This is a genomic window from Pseudomonas sp. CFBP 5748 (genome assembly GCF_053850495.1).
This window is the reverse complement of sequence record NZ_JBSPTN010000001.1, coordinates 872,711-888,123: the sequence shown is the minus strand read 5'-3', so window position 1 is coordinate 888,123 and position 15,413 is coordinate 872,711. Positions and strand designations below refer to the sequence as shown.

The 15,413-nt window shown below is 59.1% G+C and carries 16 protein-coding genes and 1 pseudogene; 10 read left to right on the top strand and 7 right to left on the bottom strand.

What is annotated here, in order from left to right; all coding sequences use genetic code 11:
• Positions 1–49 precede the first annotated feature (49 nt).
• The 7 genes and pseudogenes from ACWNZ1_RS04085 to ACWNZ1_RS04055 form a co-directional block, all read right to left on the bottom strand.
• Positions 50–1,021: an amidohydrolase family protein gene (locus tag ACWNZ1_RS04085; protein ID WP_456027398.1), complete on the bottom strand. Its 972-nt coding sequence runs from the start codon at positions 1,019–1,021 to the stop codon at positions 50–52.
• A 15-nt stretch (positions 1,022–1,036) separates the two neighbouring features.
• Positions 1,037–2,875, bottom strand: a complete 1,839-nt coding sequence (locus tag ACWNZ1_RS04080; protein ID WP_456027397.1) for an FAD-dependent monooxygenase — start codon at positions 2,873–2,875, stop codon at positions 1,037–1,039.
• Positions 2,876–2,942: 67 nt separating this feature from the next.
• Positions 2,943–3,982: pseudogene (gene dmpG, locus ACWNZ1_RS04075) on the bottom strand (4-hydroxy-2-oxovalerate aldolase).
• Positions 3,979–4,917 (bottom strand): acetaldehyde dehydrogenase (acetylating), encoded by a 939-nt coding sequence (locus ACWNZ1_RS04070; protein ID WP_456027396.1) that lies wholly within the window; start codon positions 4,915–4,917, stop codon positions 3,979–3,981. Before ACWNZ1_RS04070 ends, dmpG begins: the two are co-directional and overlap by 4 nt.
• Positions 4,917–5,699, bottom strand: coding sequence for a 2-keto-4-pentenoate hydratase (locus tag ACWNZ1_RS04065; protein ID WP_456027395.1), 783 nt, complete (start codon positions 5,697–5,699; stop codon positions 4,917–4,919). Before ACWNZ1_RS04065 ends, ACWNZ1_RS04070 begins: the two co-directional genes overlap by 1 nt.
• On the bottom strand, positions 5,692–6,537 hold the full coding sequence (locus tag ACWNZ1_RS04060) for an alpha/beta fold hydrolase (protein ID WP_456027394.1): 846 nt from the start codon (positions 6,535–6,537) through the stop codon (positions 5,692–5,694). The genes ACWNZ1_RS04065 and ACWNZ1_RS04060 overlap by 8 nt, the downstream gene beginning before the upstream one ends.
• Before the next feature lie 15 nt (positions 6,538–6,552).
• Positions 6,553–7,455 carry a VOC family protein gene (locus ACWNZ1_RS04055; protein WP_456027393.1) on the bottom strand — a complete coding sequence of 301 codons (903 nt, stop codon included), beginning with the start codon at positions 7,453–7,455 and terminating at the stop codon, positions 6,553–6,555.
• Positions 7,456–7,916: 461 nt separating this feature from the next.
• On the opposite strand from ACWNZ1_RS04055, the gene ACWNZ1_RS04050 reads away from it, so the two are divergent.
• The 10 genes from ACWNZ1_RS04050 to ACWNZ1_RS04005 all read left to right on the top strand — a co-directional run bounded on the left by ACWNZ1_RS04050 (position 7,917) and on the right by ACWNZ1_RS04005 (position 15,398).
• Positions 7,917–8,702 carry a hypothetical protein gene (locus tag ACWNZ1_RS04050; protein WP_456027392.1) on the top strand — a complete coding sequence of 262 codons (786 nt, stop codon included), beginning with the start codon at positions 7,917–7,919 and terminating at the stop codon, positions 8,700–8,702.
• A 115-nt stretch (positions 8,703–8,817) separates the two neighbouring features.
• Entirely contained in the window at positions 8,818–9,048 is a 231-nt protein-coding gene (locus ACWNZ1_RS04045) for an AlpA family phage regulatory protein (protein ID WP_456027391.1), read from the top strand.
• A 4-nt stretch (positions 9,049–9,052) separates the two neighbouring features.
• On the top strand, positions 9,053–9,892 hold the full coding sequence (locus ACWNZ1_RS04040) for a ParA family protein (RefSeq protein WP_456027390.1): 840 nt from the start codon (positions 9,053–9,055) through the stop codon (positions 9,890–9,892).
• An 88-nt stretch (positions 9,893–9,980) separates the two neighbouring features.
• Positions 9,981–10,190 carry a hypothetical protein gene (locus ACWNZ1_RS04035; RefSeq protein WP_456027389.1) on the top strand — a complete coding sequence of 70 codons (210 nt, stop codon included), beginning with the start codon at positions 9,981–9,983 and terminating at the stop codon, positions 10,188–10,190.
• Positions 10,191–10,204: 14 nt separating this feature from the next.
• Positions 10,205–11,788, top strand: coding sequence for a ParB family protein (locus ACWNZ1_RS04030; protein WP_456027388.1), 1,584 nt, complete (start codon positions 10,205–10,207; stop codon positions 11,786–11,788).
• Complete coding sequence (locus ACWNZ1_RS04025; protein WP_456027387.1) at positions 11,785–12,333, top strand: DUF2857 domain-containing protein; 549 nt, start codon at positions 11,785–11,787, stop codon at positions 12,331–12,333. Before ACWNZ1_RS04030 ends, ACWNZ1_RS04025 begins: the two co-directional genes overlap by 4 nt.
• Positions 12,330–13,517: an STY4528 family pathogenicity island replication protein gene (locus tag ACWNZ1_RS04020; protein ID WP_456027386.1), complete on the top strand. Its 1,188-nt coding sequence runs from the start codon at positions 12,330–12,332 to the stop codon at positions 13,515–13,517. The genes ACWNZ1_RS04025 and ACWNZ1_RS04020 overlap by 4 nt, the downstream gene beginning before the upstream one ends.
• 143 nt (positions 13,518–13,660) lie before the next feature.
• Positions 13,661–14,416 carry a PFL_4669 family integrating conjugative element protein gene (locus ACWNZ1_RS04015; RefSeq protein ID WP_456027385.1) on the top strand — a complete coding sequence of 252 codons (756 nt, stop codon included), beginning with the start codon at positions 13,661–13,663 and terminating at the stop codon, positions 14,414–14,416.
• Complete coding sequence (locus ACWNZ1_RS04010; protein ID WP_456027384.1) at positions 14,413–14,931, top strand: DUF3158 family protein; 519 nt, start codon at positions 14,413–14,415, stop codon at positions 14,929–14,931. The genes ACWNZ1_RS04015 and ACWNZ1_RS04010 overlap by 4 nt, the downstream gene beginning before the upstream one ends.
• Positions 14,928–15,398, top strand: coding sequence for a single-stranded DNA-binding protein (locus ACWNZ1_RS04005; protein ID WP_456027383.1), 471 nt, complete (start codon positions 14,928–14,930; stop codon positions 15,396–15,398). Before ACWNZ1_RS04010 ends, ACWNZ1_RS04005 begins: the two co-directional genes overlap by 4 nt.
• The last annotated feature ends 15 nt before the right edge of the window (positions 15,399–15,413 follow it).

Genomic DNA, 15,413 nt, shown 5'->3' with positions numbered 1-15,413 from the left:
ACGTCGTGGAACATCTCGCTACAACCTGCCGGGTACCGTTAACCGCTCGTTATTGCGCGTCTTGAATCCTCATTGCGGCTTTAGGGAACAACGCCAGGGCATTGCGGCCGATCTGCTCGATCTGCTCGCGCCGCAGTCCGCTGAACGCCAGCAATTGCTCAATGTTGGCAATGGCCGTGTGTTCGGTCGTGCAGGGTGCCCCGCAATCCGAGCCGTACACCACGTGTTCGGCGCACGTCATCGCAAGCCCCGCCGACAGGCTCTGCTGCGATCCAGTCATCGCGGTGTCCAGGTAAAGCGCCGCCAGTTGCTCGCGCATCTCCTGTTGAGATATTCGCTGCGGGTTAGGCACCCAGGACTCATTGCCGAGCAGAATCAAACGTCCCGACAACGCCGGCAGCGCACCGCCACAATGAGCGAGGATGAAGCGGATCGACGGGTAGCGCCTGAACACCCCGGCATAGAGCATATCGGTGATAACACTGGCGGTCTGATAGGCCACCTCCAGCAATACGCCGGGTCGAGAGAATTGCCCCGGTACGGCGTGGTCAGGGTGTACGAACACCACCGCTGCGCGCTCATCGAGCGCGGCCCAAAGCGATTCCAGGCGCGGATCGGAGAGGAATACGCCGTTGTACTGGCAATACACCGCAAACCCATCGGCATCCAAGGCTTCGGCCCGGGCCAATTCCCGCAGGGCGGCTTCGGCATCGTCGGTGGGCAGGCCGGCCAGCAGGCCGAAACGAGCCGGGTGCCGGGCTACCCATTCGGCGCCGTAGCGGTTGCTCGCTTCCAGCGCTGCGTGGCTTGTCGGCACCATGCTGAGCATCTGCATGCTGATGCCGACCTTGTCCATGTAGGCAAGACGGTCGTCCAACGACCAGTCCGGTGGCTGCTCGCCCGACCAGTGATCCTGTTGCAGGGCCTGCCACATCGCCGAACGTTGTTCGACCGAGCGCGGCGGGCTGAAGTGCGCGTGGACATCGATCCACGCGTCGACCAAGGTTTTACTGCTCATCATCAGGCTCTCCAGGATTCAGCCGTGCGCTGCGAGCGCAAGGCCGGGCCGCTGCGGCACCTGCTCGCTGTCCGAGGCATGCCCCATATCGAGCAATTGCGCCATGATCGACGGTAACTCAGCGGCGCCGGCCAAACTCTGCGCACGCCAGGCAACATGTCCGTCCGGCCTGACCAGTACGGCGCCATCGCTGCCCGTACCGCGAACACGCGCCCAGTAGCCCAGGGGGTCACGCACGGCGCCGAAACGGCTATCGATCTGTATGACGTTCACCTGCACACCTGTGCCGTGCAGGGCGGCTTGCGCCGCCTCGAACCAAGCGCCGCCGCCACGGCCAGTGAGCAGTACGAACTGGCCGCGTCCGACCAGATCCAGCGTGGAGATACGCCGCCGCCCCTTCTCGATCCATGCGTGCGGCAGACGCGCGCCTGGCCAGGTCGTTGGCATGTAGGCGACGTCTGGATGACCATCGAGTTGTGGCTCTTGCGAACCGTCGTCCACCCGCGCGCCAGCCCGATAGCGATACCCCAGCTCGATCCCCAGCGCGTTGAAGGCTGGGTCCAGCACCTCCTCTTTGAGCCGTTCGAAACCAGCGCGTCGGGCATCGCCTTCCGGACTGTCCTCATGCAGTTGGAGCAGCGAACGCTTGACCTCGTCCGGCGTGGCGCCAGGGCTGACACCCAGGAACTCGGAATAGAAGCGGCCCCAGAAGCCCATCGCCGAATCCCAGGCGCGGTTGACGATACGCTCGCCCACCGGCTGGCGCTCCAGCTCATAACTCTGGAGCAGTCCGGGCCCGGCTTTGCCTTCCAACAAGAGCTTGAGTTTCCAGGCCAAGTTGTAGCCGTCAGCCACCGACGTATTGGAGCCGAGGCCATTCATCGGAGGATGACGATGTACCGCGTCACCCATACACCACACCCGCCCTTCGCCGTAGCGGGTGGCCCACATTTTATTCATGGTCCAGCGCGACACGCCCTTGATGACGATATCGACGGTGCTATCGCCGATGACGGATTGCACCCGATTGCGGAGGGTCTCGGGATCACCATCGAAGGTCATGCCTGGCGGCATCGTCCAGCCGGCGATCCACTCGTCCCAAGGGGCGACATTGACAAAGGTTGCTCCGTTATACATGTCGGTAGACCAGAACATGGTGCCCGGACGATGAGTGCAATAACGGGCCAGATCACCCTTGAACCAGACATAGATGACTTCACCGATCCCCGCATCGCCGCCTACGCCCATCTGCCCTTCGAACGGCAGGGCCAAGTCCTGGGCCACTTTGCTGCGGGCACCGTCGGCCCCGAGCAGGTAATCGGCACGTACCGTGTAGCTCACGCCACTGTGTACTTCGACGACCGTTGCAGTTACACCTTGCGCATCCTGTACGAACGACTCGAGCCGGTGACTGAACCGAAGATCGGCGACACCCGCGTCCTCGATGGCCTCGATCAAAACCGGCTCCATGATGTTCTGCGGGATATTGCACATGCCGCAGGGGCTCGCTTGAGCGTAACGTGCAGCGTGTTCTTCCCCGGCGCCCCATGCTTCAGAGCGATACACTTCCGGGCCTGCCATGGTGGTGATCCAGGCATTGCTCCACATGCCCTCTGCGGGTGTCGCCTTGGCCTTTATTGCCTCTTCGATGCCAAGGTCGCGGAAGATCTCCATGGTGCGCTGATTGGTGATGTGCGCACGTGGTGTATGGGCCGCCCCGGGGAACATCTCCAAGAGCATATGTGGAACACCATAACGACTGAGCGCCAGGGAGAGGGTCAGCCCCGCCGGGCCGGCCCCCGCGATCAGCACGGGTGTACGCAAGTCGTACGAAGCCTTCACGGTAGAAGTGGTCATTACCGAGTTCCTATTCATTTTGTTGTTTTTTCCCGCAGCGGGGTTTGTAGAAAAGTGAGACCTGAAATCAGCCCGGTCGGCTAGGCGAGGTGGCGGGCGCAACGTCTTTCAGCAGATCCAATGCCACGTCGACAATCATATCTTCCTGGCCGCCCACCATGCGCCGCTTGCCCAGTTCAACGAGAATGTCGAGGGTCTTGACGCCGTACTTCTCGGCAGCCACTTCGGCATGGCGCAGGAAGCTGGAGTAGACGCCGGCGTAGCCCAAGCCAAGGGTTTCGCGGTCAACACGCACCGGGCGATCCTGCAGCGGGCGCACCAAGTCATCAGCGGCGTCCATTAGCTGATACAGCTCGGTCCCATGGTTCCAGCCCATCCGCTCTGCTGCGGCAATGAAGACCTCCAGAGGTGCGTTACCGGCGCCAGCCCCATGCCGGCCAGGCTGGCGTCGATGCGGTCGCAGCCCTCTTCCACCGCGACGATGGAGTTGGCCACGCCCAGGCTGAGATTATGGTGGGCGTGCATACCGGTCTGGGTTTCGGGGTTCAGCGTCGCCTTGAAAGCTCGCATGCGATCGCGGATGTCGTTCATGTTCATGGCGCCCCCGGAGTCAGCCATGTAGATGCACTGCGCGCCGTAGCTTTCCATTAGCTTGCCCTGGCGGGCCAGCTCCTCGGGCGGGATCATGTGGCTCATCATCAGGAAACCGACAGTATCCATGCCGAGCGAACGGGCGTACTCGATGTGCTGCTTCGAGACGTCCGCCTCGGTGCAGTGAGTGGCCACGCGCACAGTGCGGGCGCCAGCCTCGTAAGCGGCCTTGAGGTCGTGCACAGTGCCGATGCCCGGCAGGAGCAGCACGGCAATACGCGCATGATCGATGACGTCGGCAGCCGCTTCGATCCATTCCAGATCGCTGTGCGCGCCGAAGCCGTAATTGAAGCTGGAACCTTGCAGGCCATCGCCGTGGGTCACCTCGATAGAATCGACACGGGCCTTGTCCAACGCGCGAGCGATATCCTGCACGTTCTGGATCGAATACTGGTGACGGATCGCGTGGCAACCATCGCGCAAGGTTACGTCGGAGATATAGAGTTTCTTGCTCATGCCGAGACTCCCATCGACTGGGCCATGCGCTCGGCGGTCGCCAGCGCGGCGGAGGTCATGATGTCGAGGTTACCGGCGTACGCCGGCAGATAATGAGCGGCGCCTTCCACTTCGAGGAAGATCGACGTTTTCAGGCCGCTGAATCGGCCGTGGCCAGGGATGCACAGGGCCGCCGAATCGGGAATCACGTCGAACTGCACCTTCTGCTTGAGGCGATAGCCCGGTACGTAGGCCTGCACGGCGGCGGTCATTTCTTCGATGCTGGCGCAGACCCTGGACTGATCCGCTGCTTCGCTGAGCACGAACACCGTGTCTCGCATCATCAATGGTGGCTCGGCCGGGTTCATGATGATGATCGCCTTGCCCTTGGCCGCGCCACCGATAACCTCGATGGCCTTGCTGGTAGTCTCGGTGAACTCATCGATATTGGCGCGCGTGCCAGGGCCGGCGGATTTGCTAGCGATCGAGGCGATGATCTCGGCGTAATGCACTTTGGCCACGCGAGACACCGCCGCCACCATCGGGATGGTGGCCTGGCCGCCGCAGGTCACCATGTTGACGTTGAGTTGGCCCAGGTTCTGCTCAAGGTTCACCACCGGCACGCAATACGGGCCGATGGCGGCTGGCGTCAGGTCGATCAGCCGGATCCCCGGCTTGATGCGGCGCAGAAAAGCATCGTTCTTGACGTGGGCGCCAGCCGAAGTGGCATCGAAGACGAAATCGATGTCCCGGAAGACTGGCAGGCGAGTCAGGCCTTCCACGCCCTCATGGGTCGTGGCGACACCCAGTCGAGCCGCGCGAGCCAGGCCGTCGGAGCTTGGGTCGATGCCGACCATGGCGGCCATTTCAAGATACTTGGCGTTGCGCATGATCTTGATCATCAGGTCAGTGCCGATATTACCCGAGCCGATGATCGCTACTTTGGCGGTTTTCATCAGACAGACTCCCCATAGGTGAACGACACCGCACCCAAGCCACCGATCTTCGCCATGATGTGGTCGCCGGGGGCCAGGGTGACCATCGGTCCCAGCGCCCCCGTTAGCACCACGTCGCCAGCACGCAACGGCTCACCGGCCGCGGCCAGGGTCCTTGCCAGCCAGGCAGCGGCGTTCAACGGATGTCCCAGGCACGCCGCACCAGCCCCTACCGAGGCGACCACTCCGTTGACTTCCAACACCATGCCGCAGGTATACAGATCCAGTGCGTCGAGCGAACAGGCCTGCTTGCCCAGGACGAAACGTGCGCTTGAACCGTTGTCGGCGACGGTGTCCGCGAAGGTGATCTTCCAATCGGCGATACGGCTGTCGACGATCTCGATCGCGGCAAACGCGTGCTGCGTCGCGGCGGCGATGTCGTCCGGCGTCGCGGTGAGGCTGGTCACGTCTGCCCCTAGCACCAACGCCACTTCGGCTTCAGCCCTAGGCTGCAACATGGCGTCGCGGTCGAGCACCCCGCCATCGATCAATTGCATGTCTTCGAACAGAACGCCGAAATCCGGCTGGTTCACACCGAACTGTTTCTGCACCGCCAGGGACGTCAGGCCCACCTTGCGGCCCACGATGCGGCGCCCCTGCTCTACCCAATAGCGAGTGTTGATGGCCTGCACCTCATACGCGCCTGTCGCGTCATCGGGAGCCAGGCCGTCGCGCAGCGGTGCGATAGGGCCCTGTTTATAGGCGACACGCAGACGCTGGGCCAAAGAGGAATGATCAGTCATCGCTCTGCTCCAGGAAACCATGCACCAGCGTGTTGAACTCACTGGCTTTTTCCAACTGCGCCCAGTGGCCGCATTGCGGAAATACGTGCAGGCTCGCGTTGGGCAACAAACGCATCAGCAGCAAACTGGTGTCCCACGGGATGACACGGTCCTCCTTGCCATAAATCAGCAACGTGGAGTTCTGCAGTGGCGAGCCGACCAGGCGCTCCCACAGATTGAGCATCGGATGGCCCTTCCATTCGCGCGGTTTGAGAAGATCCGGATGAGTAGCCGCCTGATAACGCGCCTCGATCAGTTCAGGCGTCACCATCGACTGGTCGTACACCATGATGCGTACCGCTGCTTCGAGCTTCTCGCGGGTCGGACCTTCGCCTTGATAGAAGGCGCCCAGAATCTTGATACCTTCGGTCATCATCGGCGTGAACATGGTCGGCGAACCGCCAGGCCCCATGAGCACCAGCTTTGCGACCAGATCGGGGCGTTTCATCGCCATGGTCATGGAGATGGTGCCGCCCATGGAATTTCCGATGAAGTCGGCCCGTTTCACGCCTAGCTTGTCGAGCGCCTGGGCAAAAACCTCCGTATAGAAGTCCGTGTCCTGGTAGGCACTGAGGGGCTTGTCCGATTTGCCATAGTGCGGCGCGTCGAAGGCGATGACCCGGTAAGTTGCAGCGAAGGCCGGCAGGTTGGTCCGGTAGTTGGTCCACGCCGACGCCCCAGGTCCTCCCCCGTGCAGCATCACCAGCACGCGGTCACCTACCTCGGTGTCGTGGTAATGAATATTGAGGCCATTAACTTCAATGAAACGTGAAGTGGTTTCAGCAGTGTGAACAGTCATGGTGGTCATCCTTCGTTACTTGGGCGCTTGAAACTGGGCTGGCATATGGAATTCGTGTCCCCAGCTACTGTTGGTGGGGTAATGGGTCACGTGCCAGGTTTCGTCGTCGATCTGGATGCCGCCCCAACCAATCTCCACTGACCAGCCAGACGGGGTCAGGACGTAGAACGAGAACATATTGTCGTTAACGTGCCGTCCAAGATCGATAAGGATGTGGGCGCCCGCCGTGCGCGCGCGGCTATAGGCGAAACCCACTTCGTCGAGCGAGTTCATTTCCAGAAGAATGTGATGCAGGCGTGGGCCATGGGTTGGCGGCATGTCGACGATGGCGAGGGAGTGATGACGTTCGTTCACCCGCATGAACATCGCCTCACAGTTGACGCCTGAAATGATCAATGAGTCGGTGCGCTTGAAGCCCAGCACCTTTTCATAGAAGTCGATCTGAGCGGAATATTGAGCGGTCGAGAGCACCAGATGTCCCAGACCTTGTTCCTGAGTCAGGAATGGGCGTGCACCGACCGGCGACACGAATGGCTGATTGGCAAGTATCGTAGGTCCGTAATGGGCTTCGATCAGCACGCCATCGACATCCCGGAATCGAATCATTTCCCGCACGGCTAGCGCTTGCGCTACCTCGTTGGGTACTTCCTCGAAGGGAATCTCTGCATCCCGCAGCGCGTTCCGCACGTTGTGTAGGTCTTCGCTACCGCGACACTCCCAACCCACATAAGCGACATCGTCATGATCGCCAGGATGAATGACGACTCGACGCTGGTGGAGGTCGGCGCGCAACACCAATGTGCCGTCCTCCAATTCCTGACCGATCTGCAAACCCAGCACCTCGGGCGCAAACTTCTTCCAGGCACCGATATCGCGTGCAGTAAATCCGATGTAGCCAAGGGTATCGATGCCCGACATGGTGGCTCCTCTGCGCATTGTTATTCTTGTGCTGCGAGCCGTCTGGCTTGACGGCGTCTGGAGAGGAGTCTGCTGTATGGGTCGGCACCGGTCATTACCCGATCTACCGTTGTTCTTGATCATCCGTACGCGCGACGTATCACAAAGAACGAGGCCGTCGTATTTTAAGCAGAAGGATCTGCGCGTTGGTCGTTTCAGCCCCAACGAAATTGCGACTGGTGGCATGAACCCATAATCAAAATGACGGTCCCCCTGTGGATCTAATGTCGCGATTAGCCGAAAAATCAATGGCAAATCCCTGCGATGTGATCCTGTCCCGTCTGCCTGGGAGGAAACCTTTAAAAAATAAGAGCACCACTTTAGGATTTGGATAGATGGAATGAGCTCATCAAGCAGAAGGTCCCAATGAATATTGCCGGCAGTTCTCCCAGCAGGCAGTCAAAAAAATAGGGACGTGCGAGATGCCCTTTCCATTGGAAATGGAGGTCCGTTCGCATATGTCTTCAAATAACTTTAACTCCCAGGCTAAAATCTTCTATCGACCCATCGACGCAGCATTGCGTTGGTGCAACCTCATTCGTTACGAAGCGCAGATCGTGCAAGCGGCTTGGTCTTGCCCGCAAAAGCTCCGGAATCTGTTTCCTCAATGGCCGTGCCTACAGGCCAATACTGACAAAATCTATGATGCCGTCCGCAATGGAGAGTTGCCGTATGGCTCCTTCGGCATTTCGGTCCCCCTGGGTACCCCTGTGGAGCCCACCCTGTTGACTGTTAGACACTCCGATTTACGTCTTTGGATGCAAATCTACTATCCCGATCAGCGGCCCGATTTCCTGTTCAACTCGCGCGATGACGCTCAGGATAAAATCAGCATGGGTGTTTATTTTGCCCTCCAGGCCGAACGGGATGCCCTCCTGCGAGAGCGCGATGCTCTGCAACGGCAGCTCCAAGCTGTCGAAACTGACCTTCAGGCGCTGGGCCTTGAGCAGGAAAGTCTTAAAACATTGGTAAAAACGCAAGGACAGCTCAGCGATCGTAGTGAACATACTTACCTGCAGATCATCGGTGCCTTGGTCAACACTGTCTTAGACGTGTCGCCCGCAGGTAAACCTCTTTCCGTATTCAAGAGCCAAGCCGCAATCGTCGATGCTTTGACCGCGCGCCACAGTGATATTCCCGGTCTCAGCAAACGAACGTTGGATAAAAAGTTCGCTGCAGCCAAACGCGCTCTAAAAAAAACCACCTGAGCCAAGTCATTGCAATGCAGCGCACTCGATTGCAGTGCAATGACTCGCTCGCTTTTCTGCTATTCACTTCAGGTCACTTCCCACCACGCGCCAATTAGCGCCAGGAGCGACCAGCATGTCCAGCCACCCCTTCCCCATCGCGGAAATGCCTCAACCACAGATCGAGCGTCACATCATGCGGCGTGAGGAGGTGGAGCGTAGAACAGGCTTCAAGCGAGCACACATCTACAGCTTGATGAAAGAAGGAAAATTCCCCCAAGCCAAACGCATTGGGCTGCGCGCAGTCGGCTGGGACTCGCTCGAGATCGAGCGATGGGTCGTTGAACGCCTGAGCCAGCAGGGCTGACACCATGCGTGTGGTTGCGGTGCTTTCCACCAAAGGTGGGGTCGGCAAAACCACAGTAGCGGCCAATCTTGGTGGTCTGCTGGCGGATGCTGGTCTACGCGTTCTTTTGCTCGATCTAGATAGCCAACCCACCCTCTCCAGCTATTACGCCTTGAGTCATAAAGCTGTTGCCGGCGCGTACGAGCTCATTGCACTCAACTTAACAACGCCTACCCAGATTGTATCCAGGACCGTGATCGCGGGGCTCGACCTGATCATCTCCAACGACGCTCAAGGCCAGTTGAATACGTTGCTGCTGCACGCCCCTGACGGGCGATTAAGGCTGCGCAATCTGCTTGACGACTTCCGCCCCCGTTATGACCTGCTTTTGATCGACACCCAAGGCGCACGTAGCGTGCTGCTGGAGATGGCCATCCTCGCCTGCGATATCGCCCTTTCCCCCATCACACCGGAAATACTAGCCGCCCGCGAACTGCGCCGCGGCACTTTGAGGCTGATCAGTGACCTCGAACCATTTCGTCACCTGGGTATTACGCTGCCACCGTTGCGACTGTTGCTGAACCAGGTAAATAGCATCCGAGTAGACACGCGAATGATCATCCGTGGCCTGCACGAGGCCTTCGCTGGGGCTCCCAACATCTCAGTTCTAGACACCGTAGTTCCAGACCGAGTGGCTTACCTCAATGCCGCCTCCCTTGGTCTACCAGCCCACCGAATCGAGACTCGCCAGCCAGGTGAACGACGCTCGCGATCAGCGCTGGAAACCATGCAAGCGCTGACCATCGAGTTGTTTCCGGAATGGCGCGAGGCGATTTCTAGGGTGAACAGATACGCAGAGGTTTGATAAGGCGAATTCCGAAGACGGTATTTCGCGCCAAATCATTTTGTTTGTTCAACGTTGAGGCCAACAGCGTTTGGCGAGGAGTCTTTTGATGCTGGATCAGTTTCCCATCATCGTTCAGCCATCTATTCGACAAGATCATTCTCCTAGCGAGGAATACTGCACCGTGGTCTTTCGCCTGCAGCGTGGGCGCTCGGCCATGGGGCGATTTCTCGCCGAGCTGTCTCAGTATTCCGAAGGTTTGGGAACAGCCGAGATCGTTAAGTTTGAGCTCGGTGACCATTTGCGTAACCAGGGTTAGCTGAGGCTGTTCAAATGAAGAAGCTCAGTCAGGAGGAGATCACCGACAAACTGCACCAGGATCATTTTCCTCGGGGTCCAGAACTGGAGCGGCTATCCGATCCAGTCATCGACACCCCCATGCTGGTCACCCTGGAGCAGTTGCGGCCCTACGAGCACAACCCACGCTTCATCCGCAATCCGCTTTATCACGACATAAAAGCCTCGATTCGTGAACGCGGGCTGGATCAACCACCGCCGATTACCCGCCGTCCGGGTGAAACCTATTTCATAATCCGCAACGGCGGTAATACACGATTGGCGATTCTCGGCGAGCTATGGCAGGAAACCCACGATGAGCGCTTTTTTCGCATTCATTGCCTGTTCCGGCCCTGGAGCAATGAAGTCACCACTCTTCTCGGCCATCTGGCCGAAAGCGATCTGCACGGCCAGCTCACCTTCATCGAACGTGCTCTGGCAGTAGCCAAACTCAAGACTATGCTCGAACCAGATGGAGCAACACTCTCGCAACGCGAGCTGGCACGACGTCTTGCCGCTGGTGGCTACCCCATTTCACAGTCGCACATCAGCCGGATGCTCGACACCCTCGAATACCTGCTGCCCGCCATCCCACAAACCCTGTATGCCGGATTGGGTAAACCCAAAATTGAACGCCTGATCAGTCTGCGCAGTCAGGCTGAACGAATGTGGAATCGTTATCCAACCGACGTCATTGCGTTCCCCGAATTTTGGCTCGACACCTTAGGCCAATTTGATGCCGACCCTGAATCCTTTGATCTTGAACGAGTCCAGGATGAACTGCTCGAACGCATGAGCCCCTTACTCGGACAGTCCTACCGTATGCTGGCTCTGGAGCTGAGCGCCACACAGCGGGACATCCGGACGCCCGGCGTTGTCGTTACGCCCTCGGACAACAGCCACCCACCGAGCGCTGATGACGCCGCGGCAGGACCTCCCTCCTCCGAGTCCAGCCCTCAATTAATTGAAACCAGAACCCGGGCCGAAACAGCGCCAGAGGAACAACTCACGCTGTCCAAAACGAATGTCGCATCAGCAGTCAGCCCTCGGTCACGTGTCCAACAAATTCGCGAACAGATTGATCGCGACACTGCCCCCGAACCAGCTCCGACCGTCGAAACCTGCATGATCGACGATCTCTGGATCATCGCACCAACACTGGATACCCCTGAGCAGCTGCGTTTAGCCATTGCTGGGCTGGCTCGGGAACTGGCGACCTATGCCGGGTATCCCGAGAGCGTCATCGATCAGCAGCGCGACTTGGGCTTCGCCCTGAACATCGATCAACTTGATCTTGCAGCGCCCCGCGCAACCGGCGTTCACCTATTGCTCCTGGCCCTGCTCCGCGCTCAAGACGAAGTGAACTGGGAGGATCGTAAGCAATTGCCTTCAGCCTTGTTCGGACAACTGCTATTGGGGGTCTATCAACTCCCGCTGACAGATCGTCCCGCCATGGACGTAGGGCTGGAGCGACTGCCCGACAGTCTGTTAATCAAACTGTATCGTCTCATTCGCTTAGCCCGGCGCTTGATCGACTTATCGATTTCCGTTGAAGTCGACTCACCAAGGGAGGAGCCATGAACCTGTCCTTCAATGTGCTCAACCAGGCCATGCTGACTCAGGTCCTTCACGAGTTGCGCCTGGGTAACCTGCAACGCTGCAAAGCACTCGGGCTGGATGAAGAGGACATTTACCTATTGCAGTCCTTACCGCCCACCACGCTGTCACGCCTGGCCCACGCCACCGTCCCCTGGGTTGAGATCAGGATTGATTCGCCGGTGCTGCATCGATTGATCGACCAGGCCGAACGCGACGAACAGAATGAGCGCTTAATCAACCGAGCGCTAAAGCTCGGTGCCAGCAGCACCATCATGTATCAGTGCTTCGGCTTGGCGCATTCGGAGACCGCCCTGCGCCGACGGCTGCTCAAGATAGAAACCCGTAAAGGCCGCCCCCAAAACTTGAGCGAAGCGCAGGAACATGCGCTCTGGCATCGTTGGTGCCAGCTACGCGCTGAGGACGGTGCTGAGGATCAGCTCGACGCCATGATGATGTTGGCGGAGGAGCAACAGATCAGCTTGACCATCGTTTGGCAGCAGATCGACCATTACAGCAACGAAACATGAACACCGTCTCCTCCAGTCGCTGGCAGCGTGTTCTGCAGCAATGCACCCAGCAGTTGAGTGAACGCTGGCCTGCACACCCGACCACCGAACCACCTTCCAACCAAGCTCTCCAGGCTGGCTTTCTGTTCAGTGGCCAATCACACGAAGTCGTACCGCGTCGTCTGCTCCTGGATTGTCGGCTAACGCCGTTGGAACGTAATGCATGGCAAGTCTTTCGACTCATGCTGCAAGGCCATGGCGTGGTCACGCCGCGTTATGAAGATCTGCAACCTTACCTGTCGAGCGTACCCTATGGTGTATCTGCATCCCGTGAAACCATCGCTCGCGTCTTGACGATGCTCAGGTTGACGCGCTGGCTTAGTTTGGTAAGCCGTGGTCGCGATCAGCTCAGCGGACGCCTACAAGGTTCTCTTTACGTCCTGCACGATGAACCGTTAACCCCCGCCGAAGCCATGGAGCTGGATCAGGATTATCTGGAGCTGGTCGGCCATGCCCTCTCTCACGCGACCAAGGCTGTGCGAATTGTCGCTCGGCATGTGTTGGAAGAAATTCGTCAGGACACCGATATCGATTTGGGTCAACTCCCCACCCGGCTCGACAGTTGGGGCGACCATTGGACAAAACAAGGATTGGATAAGGCGCCCAATGAAGCATCACACGATTCCGAATTGGGTGGCGACCACCTCGTTCGGAATCGTGTGGAACCTCGTTCGGATTCCGAACCGGGTCTGAACGCCAAGGTTTCCGGCAGCGTTCGGAATCCGAACACTGCCTGTACTGTATTTAAAGAAAGTATTTGTACTGTACCGCGCGCGACCCCAGCGGTGGACAACCTGCACTGGCCTGATCCGCTGTACCTGAGTCCGAGCGAGCGGCAGGCCGTCACCGTGACGCTGAACAAGCTGAAACTAGCGGATCGACAGGCGGTGCTCAACGAAGCGGCCGCGCGGTGTGCGGCAGGTAGCGTCCGCAAACCGGCGGCGTATCTGATGGGCCTGATCCAGCGGGCGCTGAAAGGCGATTTCCGCCCTTGGGCAGGTCAGGCTGAATCGTTACCCGTTGCAGAACCGCCACCCGCTTCCCCGCGCCAGCTTAGGAAAAAGGGCGAACCTGCCTCTGCCCTCGCCCAAGCGTGCCTGGATGAACTGCGCCAGCTGCGTGGCAAACGCCCTGGACGTCAGTAGATTTGATGCCACTGGCATCATTGTCGAGCGCCTCTAAATCAACCATTTAGAACCAAACCGAACAGACAGCATTCAGCTTTTCGGATGTCCTTTACCTTCGTCTGTCGCAACGTTCCCGTCCAAGCCTATGCGAGGACGACACCGTGGCCGATCACTATCAGCTCAACCTTGGCTCATTGCGCAGCAGCATCACCCTGACACTGCACACCCACCACGCCGCCCGAATCTGGCAAGGTCGAACCGCACGCGAAGGCGTCCACTCGATCATGGGCATGGCGGGCTACATCAGCGTCACTAACCTGATCAAACAAGCCGCAGCGCAGGACGATCCTTATGCCGACTGGGCGATCATGCAGCTCGAAGAAAAATTGATGCAGGCCAAGGCTGGGATGCTGGAACTGACCCAGCAGTTGGACCGGATCAGACAGGACTTGCCGACACAGATCGACATGGGCGACAACCTCAACATCCATCCCGTCACCTTGCCGTTGTACATCGGCAGCCAGCTGGGCTTCCTCGCCGTCTACCTGCTGACTGACTACGACACCTTGGTGCGCCATACCTTGTTGGCCCATCACACCGCCTTGATCGGCCGCCGAGACATGGAAGCCTGGATCGACGACGGCGCCCATCTGCTGCGCAGCCTGTTCGGCCAGGCCCAGCGCTATCGGCATTCTGGCGTCACCCGTGATGACATGGCGGCGAACAACGCTCGTGCTCTGGCGGCAATCGAGAGAATGGGTTTGCCCCCTACGGACATCCTTGAGGGGCATCGCCGCTCCCAGTTCGCGCCGCCCATCGTTCGTCGTGGTGCTGTGGCAGTGGATGACGCTGACGCGTTGGCGGAGAACGCGGCAGAGCCATCTGCGACAGTAGACGAGTCGGAGGACGAAGCATGAAGCCCATTATCTCGACTCAGCCAATCCCCCTCGAAACACTCACACCAGATGCCTATCGACACCTCGAACACGCTACCTCCCTAAAAGGCCTTTTAAAACCTTTTAAGGGTAAGGGGGAGCTGGAATACCTGGCGCAGGTGGCGAGGGAAACCGAGGCGCAGTTACGTCGTCTGATGGAGGCTGTGGCGCAGCAGGCCGGACAACCGCCTTACTCGCTGCTGGATATTCGATTGGTGCTGCAGAACACCAGTGCGGGCAGCACCTTTTTGCGATGGCGCACCCGTGACTTCGCCCGTATGGGCGTTGCGGTCTGGGAACGCCAGGCCTCCAACAAGGCCTTGCCGCAAACCGTACGCGAGGCATTGCACCGTTTCGAATGCGAACGCATTGCATTGAACTTGCAGATGAGTGTGATGCATTCGCTCTACCGTCAGGCTTCAACCTGCGCAATCAAAATGGCCAGTGCCGAACGGCCGCTGCGCCAGTCCACACCAGCAGCGGAGATATCACGATGAGTACTTTTTTCGTCGGCGAAGGCAACATCGGCAGTGCGCCAGAGTTCCAGGAGTTCCCATCAGGCAATGACGAGCCACGGCGTTTGCTGCGGCTGAATGTGTACTTCGACAACCCCGTGCCACGCGATGGCAGCTACGAAGATCGAGGCGGCTATTGGGCGCCGGTCGAGCTCTGGCACCGCGAGGCTGAACACTGGAGCACGCTGTACCAGAAAGGCATGCGCGTGTTGGTAGAGGGCCGCACGGTGCGCGATGAGTGGGAGGACAGTGAAGACAATGCGCGGGTCACCTTCAAGATCGAGGCGCGTCGTGTCGGCATCCTGCCTCATCGCGTGCAGAACGTGGTCATGCGGGAGCGCTCAAGTGAATCAGCCTCGTCTGCGACTCCCGTCGGGCAGGCTACAGTCCAAGCCAGCTCGCCTGCGGCGAAGTCCAAAAAGCGCAGAGGGCAGCCACCACCGGCATGACTGACTTGAGGCATA